Source organism: Litoribrevibacter euphylliae, assembly GCF_042646085.1.
GTDB lineage: Bacteria > Pseudomonadota > Gammaproteobacteria > Pseudomonadales > Litoribrevibacteraceae > Litoribrevibacter > Litoribrevibacter euphylliae.
Genome location: NZ_JBHRSZ010000007.1, coordinates 726657 through 742592, shown reverse-complemented (window position 1 = coordinate 742592; position 15936 = coordinate 726657). Strand labels below are relative to the sequence as shown.

General features: G+C 48.3%; 11 protein-coding genes. 8 read left to right on the top strand and 3 right to left on the bottom strand.

All coding sequences use genetic code 11. The annotated features are described in order from the left end of the window. Positions 1-26 precede the first annotated feature (26 nt). Positions 27-2465: a xanthine dehydrogenase molybdopterin binding subunit gene (gene xdhB, locus ACFOEK_RS18490; RefSeq protein WP_386722959.1), complete on the bottom strand. Its 2439-nt coding sequence runs from the start codon at positions 2463-2465 to the stop codon at positions 27-29. Beyond that, positions 2458-4011: a xanthine dehydrogenase small subunit gene (gene xdhA / locus ACFOEK_RS18485; protein WP_386722958.1), complete on the bottom strand. Its 1554-nt coding sequence runs from the start codon at positions 4009-4011 to the stop codon at positions 2458-2460. Before xdhA ends, xdhB begins: the two co-directional genes overlap by 8 nt. Positions 4012-4555: 544 nt before the next feature. Between xdhA and ACFOEK_RS18480 the strand changes: the two genes are divergently transcribed. The 8 genes from ACFOEK_RS18480 to ACFOEK_RS18445 all read left to right on the top strand — a co-directional run bounded on the left by ACFOEK_RS18480 (position 4556) and on the right by ACFOEK_RS18445 (position 14791). Beyond that, a complete protein-coding gene (locus tag ACFOEK_RS18480; RefSeq protein WP_386722957.1) occupies positions 4556-6136 on the top strand; it encodes an ABC transporter ATP-binding protein in 1581 nt (526 codons plus the stop codon). Between the two features lie 2 nt (positions 6137-6138). Continuing rightward, entirely contained in the window at positions 6139-7224 is a 1086-nt protein-coding gene (locus ACFOEK_RS18475) for an ABC transporter permease (protein ID WP_386722956.1), read from the top strand. A 61-nt stretch (positions 7225-7285) separates the two neighbouring features. Continuing rightward, entirely contained in the window at positions 7286-8212 is a 927-nt protein-coding gene (locus ACFOEK_RS18470) for an ABC transporter permease (protein WP_386722955.1), read from the top strand. A gap of 252 nt (positions 8213-8464) precedes the next feature. Further along, on the top strand, positions 8465-9541 hold the full coding sequence (locus tag ACFOEK_RS18465; protein ID WP_386722954.1) for a BMP family ABC transporter substrate-binding protein: 1077 nt from the start codon (positions 8465-8467) through the stop codon (positions 9539-9541). 191 nt (positions 9542-9732) lie between these two features. After that, positions 9733-10524 (top strand): outer membrane protein OmpK, encoded by a 792-nt coding sequence (locus ACFOEK_RS18460; RefSeq protein ID WP_386722953.1) that lies wholly within the window; start codon positions 9733-9735, stop codon positions 10522-10524. 203 nt (positions 10525-10727) lie between these two features. Further along, positions 10728-11366: a TetR/AcrR family transcriptional regulator gene (locus ACFOEK_RS18455; RefSeq protein WP_386722952.1), complete on the top strand. Its 639-nt coding sequence runs from the start codon at positions 10728-10730 to the stop codon at positions 11364-11366. A 609-nt stretch (positions 11367-11975) separates the two neighbouring features. Then, positions 11976-13358 (top strand): 8-oxoguanine deaminase, encoded by a 1383-nt coding sequence (locus tag ACFOEK_RS18450; RefSeq protein ID WP_386722951.1) that lies wholly within the window; start codon positions 11976-11978, stop codon positions 13356-13358. A gap of 101 nt (positions 13359-13459) precedes the next feature. Continuing rightward, a complete protein-coding gene (locus tag ACFOEK_RS18445; RefSeq protein ID WP_386722950.1) occupies positions 13460-14791 on the top strand; it encodes an ankyrin repeat domain-containing protein in 1332 nt (443 codons plus the stop codon). Between the two features lie 121 nt (positions 14792-14912). Here the strand turns inward: ACFOEK_RS18445 and ACFOEK_RS18440 are convergent, their stop codons facing one another. Then, entirely contained in the window at positions 14913-15728 is an 816-nt protein-coding gene (locus ACFOEK_RS18440) for a M48 family metallopeptidase (RefSeq protein ID WP_386722949.1), read from the bottom strand. Positions 15729-15936: the final 208 nt, after the last annotated feature.

Genomic DNA, 15936 nt, shown 5'->3' with positions numbered 1-15936 from the left:
AGTTATGACCTTTCTTACTTAACCTATTAAGCGTCCGCTGCGTCTGTATTTGCCATCTGCTCACGGACAGCCATCACCGAGTTCAATACGCACTCAGGTGTCGCCGGCGTGTTCATTGGCGGGCTGATGGTGTAGTCCGAAATACTGGACACCGCATCGCGCAATGCCGACCACACCGCAATACCCAACATGAACGGCGGTTCACCTACGGCTTTTGAGCGATAAACCGTTTCTTCACCGTTCGGGCGGTCTTCCAACAACTTCACTCGGAAGTCCATTGGCGTATCGCCAACAGCAGGGATTTTGTAGGTCGCAGGGCCGTTGGATTGCAGCTTACCAAGGTTATCCCACACCAATTCTTCAGTGGTTAACCAACCCATACCCTGAACAAAGGCACCTTCGATCTGGCCGATATCAATGGCCGGGTTTAGCGAACGACCCACATCATGAAGAATGTCGGTACGAAGCACTTTGTATTCACCCGTTAAGGTATCCACCAAGACTTCGGAGACAGCCGCACCATTCGCGTAGTAGTAGAACGGGCGACCTTTACCGGTTTCACGGTCGTAATGAATCTTCGGTGTTTTGTAGAAGCCAGTCGATGACAGAGGCACTCGGCCCATGTACGCCTGCTGAACGAAATCAGCAAACGGTACCCATTGCTCCTCGCCAGCATCATTGGTCACAACTAAATGGTTGGATTGCAGACGAACCTTATCTTCAGCCACGCCATAATGCTCAGACGCAAACTTAAACAGACCTTCTTTGATACGCAGACAGGCATCGCGCGCGGCCATGCCGTTTAAGTCTGATCCAGACGATGCCGCCGTTGGCGACGTATTCGGGACTTTATCGGTACGGGTTGAAGACACCTGAATGGTATCCAGATCCACCTGAAACTCTTCCGCCACCACTTGCGCTACTTTCAGGAACAAGCCTTGGCCCATTTCGGTACCGCCGTGGTTAAGGTGAATACTGCCATCGGTGTAGATATGAACCAGCGCACCGGCCTGATTCAAGAACTGTACGGTGAAGGAAATACCAAACTTCACCGGGGTTAACGCCAAGCCTTTTTTCATAAACGGGCTGTTGGCATTGAAGGCTTTGATCTCTTCACGACGTTGCCAATAGTCAGAGCTGGCTTCCAGCTGCTCGATCAACTCCGGCAATACATTATGCTCAACGGTTTGACCGTAATGAGTTTGGTTACGCTCATCGACCTGACCATCAGCGGTTTTAATATGATCGTGCTTCACGCCATACAGGTTGCGCTTACGGATGGTTAACGGGTCTTCCCCCACATGACGAGCGATGTCGTCCATCATCAGTTCCGCAACCATCATGCCCTGCGGGCCACCGAAACCACGGTAGGCAGTGGCAGACACGGTATGAGTCTTACAACGATGTCCGGTTACTGTGGCGTTATTCAGATAGTACGCATTATCGGAGTGGAACATTGCACGATCGACAATCGCGTCAGATAAGTCTGGCGAGTTACCACACTTACCAGCCACCATGATTTCAGCACCTTGAATGATACCCTGCTCATCGACACCCACATCGTAGGTGTTCAGGAAGTCGTGGCGTTTACCCGTCATCACCATGTCATCATGGCGAGACATGCGATACTTCACCGGCTTACCGGTTTTGTTCGCTAACAATGCAGCAATACAGGCCAAAGGCGCTGCCTGGGTTTCTTTACCGCCGAAACCACCGCCCATACGGCGTACGTCCACCTGCACTTTATTGATGCTGACGTTCAATACTTCGGCAACCAGTTTTTGAACTTCGGTCGGGTGCTGACTGGAGGTATACACCATCATGCCACCGTCTTCGGTCGGCATCACAGAACTTACCTGCCCCTCTAAATAGAAGTGCTCCTGACCTTTTACATATTGTTGGCCTTGAATACGATGTGTCGCTTCAGCCAAAGCTTTGCTGGAATCACCACGCACATGCTGATGGGTCGGACGAACAAAATGGTTTTTTTCTAACGCTTGCTCTACGGTTAGAACCTTATCCAGCACTTCGTATTCAATTTCCGCGAGAGCGATGGCCTTCTTCGCCTGTTCAAAACTTTTTGCAGCGACGGCGAAGATTGGCTGACCAACGTATTCACAAATCTCTTCAACCAACACAGGGTCGCCCGGGAACACAGGCCCAATATCAGTATGACCTGGTACATCTTTTACCGTAATGACGGCTTCGACACCCGGAGCCGCGCGAACGGCAGAGAGGTTCATCAGTTTGATACGCGCATGCGCATGTTGGCTGCCACCGACAGCTACATGCAACTGATTCGGATATTCCGGCATATCATCAACATACACGGCTTTACCGGTCACATGTTTTTCAGCACTTTCGTGCTTCATACTACTTCCGGTCTTACCTTTGGAAGGGCGCTCACGCACTGGTAAGTCTTGAGAGCCAGCAGCATTATCAGGAAGGTCAATTAACTTACGCATGATAAAACTCTCCCGTCAGGCTGGTTTGGTTGATGATGTCAGAAGTAGCAAGTTCGGAGGTATGCACTTGTTCGATGCGAGAGACCAGTTCAGGATTCAACAACTCAACCGCGCACTTATGAATCAAGCCTTTCGCCACATTAATACGGTAGTCGGCAGTCGCTCGAACATCCGTTAATGGCGTAAAGTCTTTGCTTAACTCGTTCGCTGCGTTAATAAAGGCACTTTCAGAAATGGTTTGACCCAGCAAGGCTTTTTCCAACTTGCAGGCCGCTTTAGGAATCGCCGCCATACCACCAAAGCCAGAACGCACATCCGTGACTTTGTTGTCATCAATGGTAAAGACAAAGGCAGCCAGCACCGCTGAAATGTCATCTTCAATGCGCTTGGAAATCTTATAAACTTTAAGCGCCTGGTTCTCTTTCAAACGAGGGATGCGAATGGCACGAATGTATTCGCAGGATTGCAATGCCGTTTGCTTGTAATCGAGGAAGAACTTATCCAAAGACAACCAACGGTGGGTGTTCTTACTGACCAGTTCAATTTCGGCACCTAACGCAATCAATACAGGCGGTGTGTCACCAATCGGTGATGCATTACCAATGTTGCCACCCAAGGTGCCGTTGTTACGCACTTGGCGAGAGCCCAGACGATCCAACAACGCGGCGAATTCTGGGTAATGTGTTTTTAGAGTTGGCTCAATCTCGGCATAGGTTGCGGCCGAACCGATGGTAATGAAGTCGCCCTGAACATCGATGGTCTTCAACGATGGAATAGAACCAATCGATACCAACTTGTTAATCGACTTATGGAATTGCGTTACTTCCAAGGCCAGATCGGTGGCCCCCGCTACCATACGTGCGTCCGGGTGTTCAGACAGTAACTCCTGCAACTGTGTTTCATCGTCCACAACCCAGGCCTGACCTTTTTTCATAGCACGGAAGCGCGTACGAGTCTCCGCTTCCACACCCGCATGTTCAACCGGTTTGGACACCAACTCTTCTGGCTGCCAGATTTCAACATTGCCCGTTGCCGGATAAGAATGCATGTTTTTCGCAGCATCAATAATCGGGCGATACCCCGTACAACGGCACAAGTTACCGGATAAGGCATCGAGGATTTGATGCTGAGACGGCTCACCATCGACGTTTTGATGCAAGGCCGCCAACGACATGATGATGCCCGGCGTACAGAAACCGCACTGAGAGCCGTGATAATCCACCATCGCTTGCTGCGCTGGATGCAGTTGTTGACCATCCGCTAAGGCATCAACAGTAATGACGCTTTTGCCATGCAATTGAGATAAGAAGGTGATACAGCCATTGATGGCTTTATAATGCCACTTACCTGCATCAACACCGCCACCCTCTTTTAAAACGTCAACTTTCTCTCCCAACAAAATGCTGCATGCCCCACAATCTCCAGACCCACACCCTTCTTTGGTGCCCGTCAAAGATTGCTGAGTACGTAAATAGCGCAACACCGTCATATTCGGTGAAATATCGGCTTCTTCTACCCACCGACCATTTAGACAAAATTTAATCACGTCAAAACCTGCATCGAGTCTTCAACTTTCCGACAAACGTACAGAAAGCCTGTTTTTTATTGTTGGCCTGTATTAATTATGACCTATTTGTAGCATCCGGTATGATCAGACATCCGAAAAAGTAACATTTTCAAAATAATTCCTGACCAAATAGACAAGATTTAAAATAAGATACAATTTTTATTCCAAAAAGAAAACAGGCAACACGTTTTCTTTTTAACCGCTCATCTAATTTAGATTTATTCAAGCTAACGTCTTAAAACTTCGCTCACCTTAAATTTCATTAAGCACCAAATATGACCAAATGGTTACATATATGCACCATTCACACGCACACTTTTACACACCCACCAAAACTGACTATTTATTAACCACCCAATAGACAGTAAATATCCCTTCCGAAGTTTTTATCTCGACCGCTAAGCCATTGATCCAAGTTGACTTTCTGGACAATTTTTACAGAAAGTATTATTTTTCGCACAATTTTTTGAGAGATTGGCAAAGAACTTGCCTTCAAAAACTGTCCATTTGGTCAGGTTAGGTTATGAAACGTATTGAATTAACAAACATCACCAAGCGATATCCAGGCTGTATTGCCAATCAGTCTGTGGCGTTATCTGTGGATGCAGGCGAGATCCATGCACTGCTAGGTGAGAACGGTGCTGGTAAAAGTACCTTGATGAAGATTATCTATGGCGTGGTTAAGCCGGATGAAGGCACCATGTTGTGGGAAGGCCAGCCAGTAACCGTTAAGGGCCCTGCACACGCTCGTGAGTTGGGCATTGGCATGGTGTTCCAGCACTTCTCTCTGTTTGAAACCCTGACCGTGGCCGAAAACATTGCCTTAAGCCTACCGAAAGAGGAGGTTCCCTCTTTAGAGGCGCTGAAAGCTCGCATCGTTGAAGTGTCGGGTCACTACGGTATGCAACTCGACCCGAACCGCTACGTTCATACCCTGTCAATTGGCGAACAACAACGCGTAGAAATTGTTCGCTGTCTGCTGCAAGACGTAAAGCTGCTGATCTTGGACGAACCAACGTCAGTACTTACGCCGCAAGAAGTGGACACCCTGTTTAAAACACTGCATCAGCTATCGGACGAAGGCTGCAGCATTCTGTTTATTTCGCACAAACTCGATGAAGTACGCGCCTTGTGTGATGCCGCGACCATTCTTCGCGGCGGTAAAGTCAGTGGCGATTGCATTCCTAAAGACACCACCACCGAAGACATTGCACGTTTGATGGTGGGCGATGACACGCCATTGACTGAAGATTACGAGAAAGCCGTTGGTAAAGAGGCGTTCTTAACCATTCATGCGCTGGATTACAAATCCGACGATCCCTTTGCGACAGCCTTGAAAGGCATTGATCTGGAAGTTAAAGCCGGGGAAATTCTCGGCATTGCTGGCGTGGCAGGTAATGGTCAGGAAGAATTACTGAACCTGATCAGCGGTGAAGAAACCACTAAAGCAGACAGCATACGTTTCGCGGGAGACAAAGTCGGCAACCTGACACCTGAAAAGCGACGCCTTAAAGGTTTGGGCTTTGTCCCGGAAGAACGCTTAGGTCGTGGCGCTGTGCCTGACATGTCGCTGGAAGATAACGCATTACTTACCGGTTACCAGGGCGAATTGACCAACAAAGGTTGGATCAACACCGCGAAAGTCAAAGCCTTCGCCAAAGACATCATCGACAAGTTTAACGTCAAGACCGCCGGTTCCCAGGCCCAAGCCAAGAGCTTGTCAGGCGGGAACCTGCAGAAATACATCATTGGTCGTGAAATTCTGCAAAACCCGAAATTATTGGTGTGCTCTCACCCGACGTGGGGCGTCGACATCGGCGCGGCTATTTTGATCCGCCACGCCTTGATCGACCTTCGAGACAAAGGTGCCGCTGTTTTGGTTGTGTCGGAAGACATCGACGAATTATATTCCATCAGTGATCGCATCTGCGCGATTTGTGATGGCCGTTTGTCTCCTATCAAGCCAACCAACGAAGTATCCATCAATCAACTGGGTATGTGGATGGCCGGAGACTTCGGTGCTTCCGGTAACTCCGGTTCTTTGAATGAAACGTCAACTCAACCTACGGACTTAACCCCTTCCAATGCAACAGGGGGTCAATAATCATGCTTCATCAATTAACCCTAGAAAAACGCCCTTCCGATTCGAAAACCATGGCCTATCTGTCTCCGGTTCTGGCCATCGTATTAACCCTGATCAGTGGCGGGCTGCTGTTTGCATCATTAGGTAAGAATCCGCTCGACGCCTTATACGTATTCTTTGTATCGCCTTTAACCGATCTTTACGGATGGACAGAGCTCTTCACCAAAGTAGCCCCGTTACTCTTGTGCGCCATGGGCTTAACCCTGTGTTTTAAAGCCAAGATCTGGAACATCGGTGCCGAAGGTCAATTTATTCTCGGCGGCCTGGGTGGTGGTTATCTGGCTCTGGAATTACTGAGCGTTGAATCTCACTGGGTGCTTCCGGCAGTACTCGTCTTTGGTGCACTGTGCGGTATGTTATGGGCAGGTTTGGCTGCGCTGCTGAAAACCAAGTTCGGCGCCAATGAAATTCTGACCACCATCATGCTCAACTACATCGCCTTGAATTGGTTGTTGTATGGCGTACACGGGCCATTGAAAGATCCAGAAGGCTTTAACTTCCCTGAATCTGCGATGTTCTCCGACTTCTCCCTTTTACCTTTAGTGTTTGAAGATTACCGACTCAACATCAGTATTTACTTTGCGTTATTTGCGGTAGCCATCATCTGGGCCTTGCTGTCCAAATCCCTGATCGGTTTCCAAATCTCGGTCATGGGTGAAGATAAGTCTGCCGCACGCTTTGCCGGTTTCAAAGAAAAACAACTGACTTGGTTTGCATTGTTAGCCTGTGGTGCCTTGGCTGGTTTAGCAGGTGTGTCGGAAGTGACGGGGCCAGTGGGTCAATTAACGCCATACATCTCACCGGGCTATGGTTACGCCGCCATCATTGTGGCCTTCCTGGGAAGAATGCACCCGGTGGGTATCCTGCTTGCGTCGATGTTGTTAGCGCTTACTTACATGGGCGGTGAGATGGCTCAGATGGATTTGGCACTGCCAAAATCTCTAACCGGCCTATTCCAGGGCATGTTGCTGTTCTATCTACTGGCCTGTGATTTATTAATCAGTTATCGAATTGTACGTACACGAGCTGTGAAAACAGCGATGCAATAGCGAAAACCTACCGGGCAAAAACCATACGTAACGCAACACCAACGAAGAAAAGATTATCACTATGGATATCGATTTAATTACTAACATCTTATTTGCGACCGTGCGTACCGGCACCCCGCTGATTCTGATCGCACTCGGCGAGATGGTCTGCGAAAAGTCCGGCGTACTGAATCTCGGTCAGGAAGGCATGGTATTGATGGGTGCCGTACTTGGCTTCATCGCTGCTGTGGTCACAGGTCACGCAGGTCTGGGCGTTCTCGCGGCTATCGTTGCAGGCATGTTGATGTCTGCCTTGTTTGGCTTCCTAGCGATCTCTCTTGTGTCCAACCAGGTAGCCACTGGTCTGGCGTTAACCATCTTTGGTATCGGTTTAAGTGCTTTCCTAGGCTCTAACTACGTTGGCATGGGCTTGGAAGGCATAGCCGCATGGGAAATTCCACTGCTTAGTGATATTCCGGTAATTGGCAAAATCTTCTTCTCGCACGACCCATTGGTTTATCTATCTTGGGTGATCTTCGCCGTTTTATTCTGGGTGTTTAAACGCTCCCGAATCGGTTTAACCGTTCGTGCCGTCGGTGAAAACCCAGAAGCCGCAAACGCCACGGGTATTTCAGTGATGAAAGTACGTTATGGCGCGGTGTTGTTTGGCGGCGCTATGGCTGGCTTGGCCGGGGGTTACTTATCTCTGGCTTATACACCGATGTGGAACGAAGGCATGTCTGCTGGACGCGGCTGGATTGCACTGGCTCTTGTGGTATTCGCCAGCTGGAAACCGGAACGCATTTTATTAGGTGCCTACCTATTTGGAGCTGCCAGCATCATGCACTTGGTTCTCCAAGGCTTGGGCTTTGAAGCCTCACCGAATCTACTGGCAATGCTGCCGTATGCAGCGACCATCCTGGTTCTGGTTATTTTGGCCAACGACTCGATCAAAGCGAAGCTCAGTACACCATTAGCACTGGGTCAGCCATACCGTCCGCAGGTATAAGACGAAAGACGAGAATTACAAACAGAGCGTTCATGCCTGTATAGACGCTCTGAATAACGAAAACAGAAAACGAAAACTCACAATTTAACAAATTAATTTAATAGCAAACTTAAAACGTAATGAGCGCAGACTAGGCGAGGCAAAATTCAGCGAAAAAGCGGAGTTTATATCCAATAAATGAGCACTTTGAGCTGAATTTTAACAAAGCATAGTCAAGCGTAATAGTTTTTTACACATTAATGAGGAAGCACTATGACTCGCAACATCACTAAGCTGTTCTCGGCAGCTGCTTTAGCACTAGGCTGCTCAATGGCTAACGCTGAAGATCCACTTAAAATCGGTTTCGTATACGTTGGCCCAACCGGAGACGCAGGCTGGACTTACTCACACGATGAAGCGCGTAAGTACGTTGAAGCGCAATTGGGTGACAAGGTTCAAACCAGCTACGTTGAAAGCGTTGCCGAAGGTGCGGACTCAGAGCGTGTCATCCAGCAATTGGCTAAGAAAGGTCACGACCTGATCTTCACTACGTCATTCGGTTACATGAACCCAACGTTAAAAGTGTCTAAGCGTTTCAAGAAGGTAAAATTTGAACACGCGACGGGTTACAAGCGCGGCAAGAACATGGGTACGTACTTCACTCGTGCATACCAAGGTCGTTATCTGTCTGGTCTGATCGCCGGTAAAATGACTAAATCTGACACCATTGGTTATGTTGCCTCGTTCCCGATTCCAGAAGTAATTCGTGGCATCAATGCGTTCACCAAGGGCGCTCAAGAAGTTAACCCAAATGTAAAAGTAAAAGTGGTTTGGGCAAGCACTTGGTATGACCCAGCGAAAGAGCGTGAAGCCGCAGAAACCTTGATCCTTCAAGGTGCCGACGTGCTAACACAGCACACGGATTCAGCTGCTGTTATTCAGGCAGCAGAATCAAAAGGCATCTATGCCATCGGTTACCACTCAGACATGTCAGTTTACGGCAAGAAAGCGCACCTGACCTCAACTGTACACAACTGGGGCCCACTTTACCTAGCGAAAGCAAAATCTGTTCTTGAAGGTACTTGGAAATCTGAAGACCTTTGGCCGGGTATTGCAGAAGGCACAACCGATCTTGCACCTCTGAACCCAGCGATTCCTGAAGATGTACAACAATTGGTTGCTGAGAAGAAGCAAGCCATTAAAGAAGGCAAGCTACACGTATTCGACGGCCCGGTTTACAACCAGGCGGGTGAAGAAGTGGTGCCTGCAGGTTCAACGCTTGAAGACGGCAAACTGCTTGGCTTTGACTGGTACGTGAAAGGCGTTGAAGGCAAGTTGCCACAGTCTTAATTGCCCGTTCAAATCGTTCAATCCTCTGTTCCGGATTTCCGGGAGCCATAGCCCAGTCAGCCGGAGCAGAGACCCAAACCGACGTGACAATTATAACGTTGAGCCAGAGACTCTTTTAGAGATTCCAGAGACTCGACACTCACACGCTCGGCTTGAATAACTTGAAAAAGAAGTAACAACAAGGAAACACCATGAAAACACTTAAAACTCTACCGTTGGCAGCCGCCATCGCAGCTGGTTCTATGATGGCAGCAAACGCACAAGCAGAAATGTTCTGGAGCGATAACAGCATCACTTTGCTATACGGATCTGATTACGAAATCACAGACGAAGACATGACTACTATCACGCTTGAGCACGTGTCTGGTCATAACTGGGGTGACGTATTCCTATTCGTTGATCGCCATAACGGCAGCAACAACGAATACAAAGAAACCTACGGTGAAATCTCTCCACGTATCAGCATCGGTAACTTAGTGGGATCAAAACTAGAATTCGGTCCTGTGACAGACGTATTCCTGGCTGGTACTTATGAGTTCGGTACAGCCGAAGACAATACAGGCTTCTCTTTCAGCCAAGATAACTACCTATACGGTGTTGGTTTGGACTGGAACATCCCTGGCTTCAAGTTCTTCCAAACTAATTTCTACTACGCGAACAACGAACAAGTAGAAGACGATCAGCAAGTAACCATCGCTTATGGTGTACCTTTCTCGATTGGTTCATTAGACATCATGGTAGATGGTTACATCGATTGGTCGACAGGTGAAGAAGATCACGCCTCTGACTTCCACTTCAACCCGCAAGTACGTGCGGACGTTGGTAAGTACATGGGTATTACCAAGTCCAAACTTGAAGTTGGTTTTGAATATTCTTACTGGCACAACAAGTTCGGCAATGGTGACAACTCCTTCCCAGTTGCTGTACTTGGTAATGACAACGACGAGAGTGTCTTCAGCGCATTGGCTAAGTTCCACCTGTAAGGACAGTATTACTGAGTTAAATCAGTATTTTTATCCTTATCGGCCCGCTTCTGCTGGAAGCGGGCCCGATTATCTGACTATAATTTTTTGACCTTGTCCCACAAAGCCTATAAACAATCTGCTAGAATGCGCCACATTAATCAAAATAACAGAAATGATTAGCTAATACGCGCTTTGGACGCATCGTATAGAAGAGGTTTGTTTTGAGTACTGAACCACGTAAATATAAACCCGGTAAGATTCGTGAACACAACAGCCAGAAGATTCTGGACGCCGCAGAACGAGAATTCGTAAAACACGGCTACAAAGGCACCAGCATGCAATCCATCGCAGATGCTGCCGAACTTCCTAAAGCAAACGTTCACTACTACTTCAAAAGCAAACAGAAACTCTACAGCGCTGTTCTAGAAGAAATCCTTCAACGTTGGAACGAAGTCATCGCCGATATGAGCGAAGACGGTGATCCGGCAGAAACGTTAGAAAACTACATCCGCGCCAAAGTCGACCTCTCCATCCGCTTCCCACACGCATCAAAGATCTTCGCGACTGAAATCATCCAGGGCGCACCAAACCTTAAAGATCATCTTCGCACCGAAATGCGCCAGTGGGTACGTGAAAAAGTAAAAATCATCGAAAGCTGGATTAGCCAAGGCAAGTTGGCTCCGGAAGTTGATGCTGAACACCTGATCTTTATGATCTGGTCTACAACGCAGCACTACGCGGACTTTGAAACACAAGTACTGACCATTACCAACAAGCTGGAATACGAAGCTGATGACATCAACAAAATCAGCGACTTCCTATGCCACATGATCTTGAGTGGCTGTGGGTTGAGACGCTAACTGCTTGACGGGAGACGGAAAACTCAAAAATATTCGTCTCCATCTCAGCTTCTCGCGTAAATTACAGACAAAAAAAACCGGACTTAAAGAAGCCCGGTAAAGGTTGGATTCGAGAAATTAGCCGAAGAAACTAACTAACTTGTATACATAGACCGGCCTATTTCTGAGAAGTTCAGAAAAATTGAAAATTTTTTAAAGTTTTTTATAAATGTTTAATAATCCTTTTATTTAAAAGGATTTTTGCTGAACGCTGAACAGTCAAGCGCAGCAGAACTAAACATATTTAGCGCGTCGCGAGCGCAGCAACGATACACTTAAGCGTTATGAGCGAAAGTTAGGCAAGGCAAAAGATTCATGAGCAAGGGAGTTCTTGTACTCCGCGAGTGTACGGTAGTAAATGACTGAGCGAATGAAGCTTTTAACGCAGCATAACTGAGCGCAATAGCTTAAAAGGCAGATTAACACGCAAGTCACTGCCATTACCCTAACCCGGTACATGGCAGAAATCCGTCCACGACGAGAGTTATCCACAACTCTAACCTCTGCTGTACCAGTTAGCCCATTAATACGAAAGCCTTCCAAGCTTCGTTAACTTTAAAGGCAACTGACATGATATTAACCCCTGAACAGACTCCCCATCAGACCTCGTCCACCCTGTGGATAAAGCAGCCATTGGCCGTCTTTACTGCCAACGATGAGGACGCCAGCAATGGACTGGTGATTCGCGATGGCAAGATTTTAGAACTGGTCGCCAAAGATCAGACACCTTCTGTACCTGTGGATAACACCTTCGACGCCTCACGACACGTACTGCTACCGGGTTTAATTAATACCCATCATCACCTCTACCAAACTCTGACTCGGGCATTTCCCCCAGCATTGAACAAACGTCTTTTCCCTTGGCTTCAAACCTTGTACCCGGTGTGGGCTAAATTGCAGCCAAAAATGCTGTCTGCTGCTACTCAGTTGGGCTTAGCCGAACTGATGCTATCAGGCTGTACTACGGTGGCCGATCATCATTATTTATTCCCTGAAGCGTTAACCGAAGCCATCGACATTCAGGTGAATGCCGCGCAACAGATTGGTAGCCGAGTGCTGTTTACACGCGGCTCGATGAGTTTAGGGCAGGATCAAGGCGGGTTGCCACCTCAATCGACGGTTCAGACCGACGAAGTGATTCTCAGAGATTGCGAACGTGTGATTAACACCTTCCACCAGCCACATGAAGGCGCAAAAGTACAAATTGCTCTGGCGCCTTGCTCGCCTTTCTCGGTCACCACGGAGTTAATGAAGCAAACCGCCGCCCTTGCCCGTCAACATGGCGTTCGGCTTCATACCCACTTAGCCGAAACCGAGGACGAGAATAACTTCTGTCTGAAAACTTTTGGCTTGCGACCGCTGGATTATCTGGAGTCGGTCGATTGGTTGGCCGACGACGTGTGGTTAGCTCATGGCATTCATTTCAACGACGAAGAAGTTCAACGCTTGGGCCAGGCAAAAACCGGTATCTGCCACTGCCCGTCATCCAACATGGTGTTGGCCTCGGGCATCTGTCGAACCAAGGAGCTGCAAGCCGCAGGTGCACACGTGGGCTTGGGGGTGGATGGTTCAGCTTCCAACGATTGTTCAAACATGATTCAGGAAGTTCGACAGGCGATGATGATCAATCGCCTGCGCTACCAAGCAGATGAAATCAGCCACCTCGATGCGCTGTACTGGGCCACCAAAGGTTCAGCACAGGTGATTGGTCGTACCGACATCGGTGAGTTGGCGGTTGGCAAACAGGCCGACCTGGCGTTATTCAACCTCGACGAGCCAAGATTCTCGGGCGCACATGATCCATTGGCCGCCTTAGTTCTGTGTGGAGCCCATCAAGCCGACCATGTGATGGTAGGCGGCGACTGGTTGGTTAGCCATGCTCAAATGATCTCGTCAGATATTGCTGAAATTCAGGCGCATCATAAGGAAATGGCGCTAGACTTAGTGAGTTAGTGGTCACCGGTTCATCACAATGAAGGCCCTAAACTGACCTATGACGATGCGCGCTTTCATTGTGGTGCGGCCTATCAATCTTCAATACAGGACATGTAGATATGATGCCGAAACAACTACTCACAATGCTCATGGCTACTGTTGGCTCACTCATGTTATTGAGTGGTTGTGCCAGCAGTTCTTCCTCGTCATCAGTCAGCTCATACTCGCAAGAACGGCCAGCCCTTCACCAAGCCGCACTGATCAGTGATGTGGATAAAATGCAGCAACTGCTGGCTGGCGGAGCAAATCCTAATGAAGCCGATAGCGGTGACTTCACCGCCATTCACTGGGCCGCTGCCAGTCAAATGGGACGAAACCGTGAAATGATAGAGTTATTAGTTCGTTACGGTGCCAACCCCAACAACGCTATGAAGCAAACCCAAATGGTGCCTCTGCAATTTGTGACCACCGTTGAAGGCGCTCAAGCGTTGATTGACGCCGGTGCTCGTTTGGATACCCGAGACATTGCGCAAGGTACGCCCTTACACAATGCCACCAAGCCAGAGATTGCCAAAGTGTTGTTAGACAACGGCGCGGATCGCAACCTCAAGAACATATCCGGCCAAACGCCGGCGGAAAAGTTGAAAGCGACCTTACCTCACTTTGGCAGCGAGCCTATCTATAACACTGTTAAGCAGCAGTACCGAGAAACCATCGCTGTGCTTGAGCACTATCACCCCAATGGCTCATACAACACTTCATACAGCACCTCACCCACTACAACTATGTCTTCGGGAACTGCGCCTGCCATGACACAAGACAGCTGGCAAAGTCAGAACGCATATACAGCCACTTCATCCAGCTCGGGTATGGCCAGCTCAGGTATGGCCAGTTCTAGCATGGCCAGCGGAGCCGAAGAACGCGCCAAACAACTGCAAGAAGCTCAAGTATGTCCTATGTACGATTTTGATTGGTTTTATACCGGACAAAGCTGCGAAGACGGCTACGCTCATGGCTCAGGAACGGCGGTTAATCCGTACACGGATACCGAATTTAAAGGTCAGATCCAGTACGGCGAGCCGCTTGAAGGAACCCTCTACAAACACGGCCAACACATCTATGAGGGTAAGTTTGAAAAAGGCGTGGCTCACGGTTCCGGTATTTGCTTCTATCGCGGCTCGCCCGAAGAATGCAGATATTACAAAGGCGAACGTGTGGATGCCTTACACAAACAACGTCTTGAACGAGGCTATCAGCCAGACTATGCCTCTGGCCAAGGTCAACAACTGACACCATCCACCCAGACCAGCCCTGCCAGTGCCTATCAGAGCGACTATCAAGCCCCTAACAGTTATACCGAGCCGGAAGACACAACCGACACACTGACCGATAAACTTCAGGATGAAATGATTGAGCGCGGAACACGCCGCCTACTGGATGAATTGTTCTGAGTGGTTCTTTAGCCCATAGCCCTTTGCTCATGAATTCTTGACCAATACCTCTTTACCCATTAAAAAAGCCAAGCCAGCAGAACGCTGGCTTGGCTTTTTAACTTACAAAATATATAGAGAATTAAGCGGGCTCTACTCTACTTTCCGGTATCACTGAAGAGGTTGCAGTACCACTACTAACTGCGTGCTCTTCCACGGCGATCAGACGCTTAGTCATACGCGGGTGGCTGGACAGAATTTCCTGCATAAAGCCGAAGATCCCTGGCACGCGCTGCTCTTGAGCAATGAACGCTGATTTTTCAGTATGAGCGACCAACTCACGACTGCCCGATGCCAATGAGATAAGCGCTTGTGAGCTTGCTTGGTGATCTTTTACCAACTCAGCGGCAATTCTGTCACATGTAAGTTCGCAAGAACGGCTGTACGCGGCACCCAAGAATGGAATAAACATCGCAGGCTTCATCAACAGGTTCAGCCAAAAATTTACATGACCAGCCGCATGGTGCGCCAATTCGTGTGCAATCACAAAGCGCAGACGGTTCTCCTTATCGCTGTTGTCCCACAACAGATCAACAAGGTTGCTAAACAACAGCACGTACTTACCGGATAGGAATTTAATCGCCAACGCATTGGTCAAACCTTCTGAGTTCAACACAAACATCTCTGGACGACTTGCCAGACCAAGTTGACTTGCCAAGTCTGATGCTATGCCGTCCAGCTTCGAGTATTGCTGATTGTTCACATGAACCGCATTGCCATAGATACTGGCTTGGAAAAACTTCTCACTGATCCAAAGACTGATCGCGATTGGAATCAGAAAAATCAGGATGGAGAACAATGTCCCCAGCAACAAAGCCACCCAACAAATACCACCAATCACCATACACAACGTACGGTAGAGGTTTTCTTTCGGGTGACGCAATTCAGAAATATTCATATTGATATCCTTATCTAGATTTCAAGAAATATGTGCTCTGATCCAGCTTCTGCAGACCAGAACTTAGAAGTAGGGTGGAATACTACCTTGAAACATGACACTTGCCACTAAGCTAGTCCTTTTTTCCTGTAAGAAATTGACGATTTTCAGTTTTGATGATGACTAATAGACACTATAACGCGTCACTTTGCACTTTCACTCCTTCGTC

Bases quoted from the DNA above. Each gene is read 5' to 3' on its own strand.
- ACFOEK_RS18450 (WP_386722951.1), top strand. From the start codon at position 11,976: ATGATATTAACCCCTGAACAGACTCCCCATCAGACCTCGTCCACCCTG.
- ACFOEK_RS18465 (WP_386722954.1), top strand. From the start codon at position 8,465: ATGACTCGCAACATCACTAAGCTGTTCTCGGCAGCTGCTTTAGCACTA.
- ACFOEK_RS18445 (WP_386722950.1), top strand. From the start codon at position 13,460: ATGATGCCGAAACAACTACTCACAATGCTCATGGCTACTGTTGGCTCA.
- ACFOEK_RS18460 (WP_386722953.1), top strand. From the start codon at position 9,733: ATGAAAACACTTAAAACTCTACCGTTGGCAGCCGCCATCGCAGCTGGT.
- ACFOEK_RS18440 (WP_386722949.1), bottom strand. From the start codon at position 15,728: ATGAATATTTCTGAATTGCGTCACCCGAAAGAAAACCTCTACCGTACG.
- ACFOEK_RS18475 (WP_386722956.1), top strand. From the start codon at position 6,139: ATGCTTCATCAATTAACCCTAGAAAAACGCCCTTCCGATTCGAAAACC.
- xdhB (WP_386722959.1), bottom strand. From the start codon at position 2,465: ATGCGTAAGTTAATTGACCTTCCTGATAATGCTGCTGGCTCTCAAGAC.
- ACFOEK_RS18470 (WP_386722955.1), top strand. From the start codon at position 7,286: ATGGATATCGATTTAATTACTAACATCTTATTTGCGACCGTGCGTACC.
- ACFOEK_RS18480 (WP_386722957.1), top strand. From the start codon at position 4,556: ATGAAACGTATTGAATTAACAAACATCACCAAGCGATATCCAGGCTGT.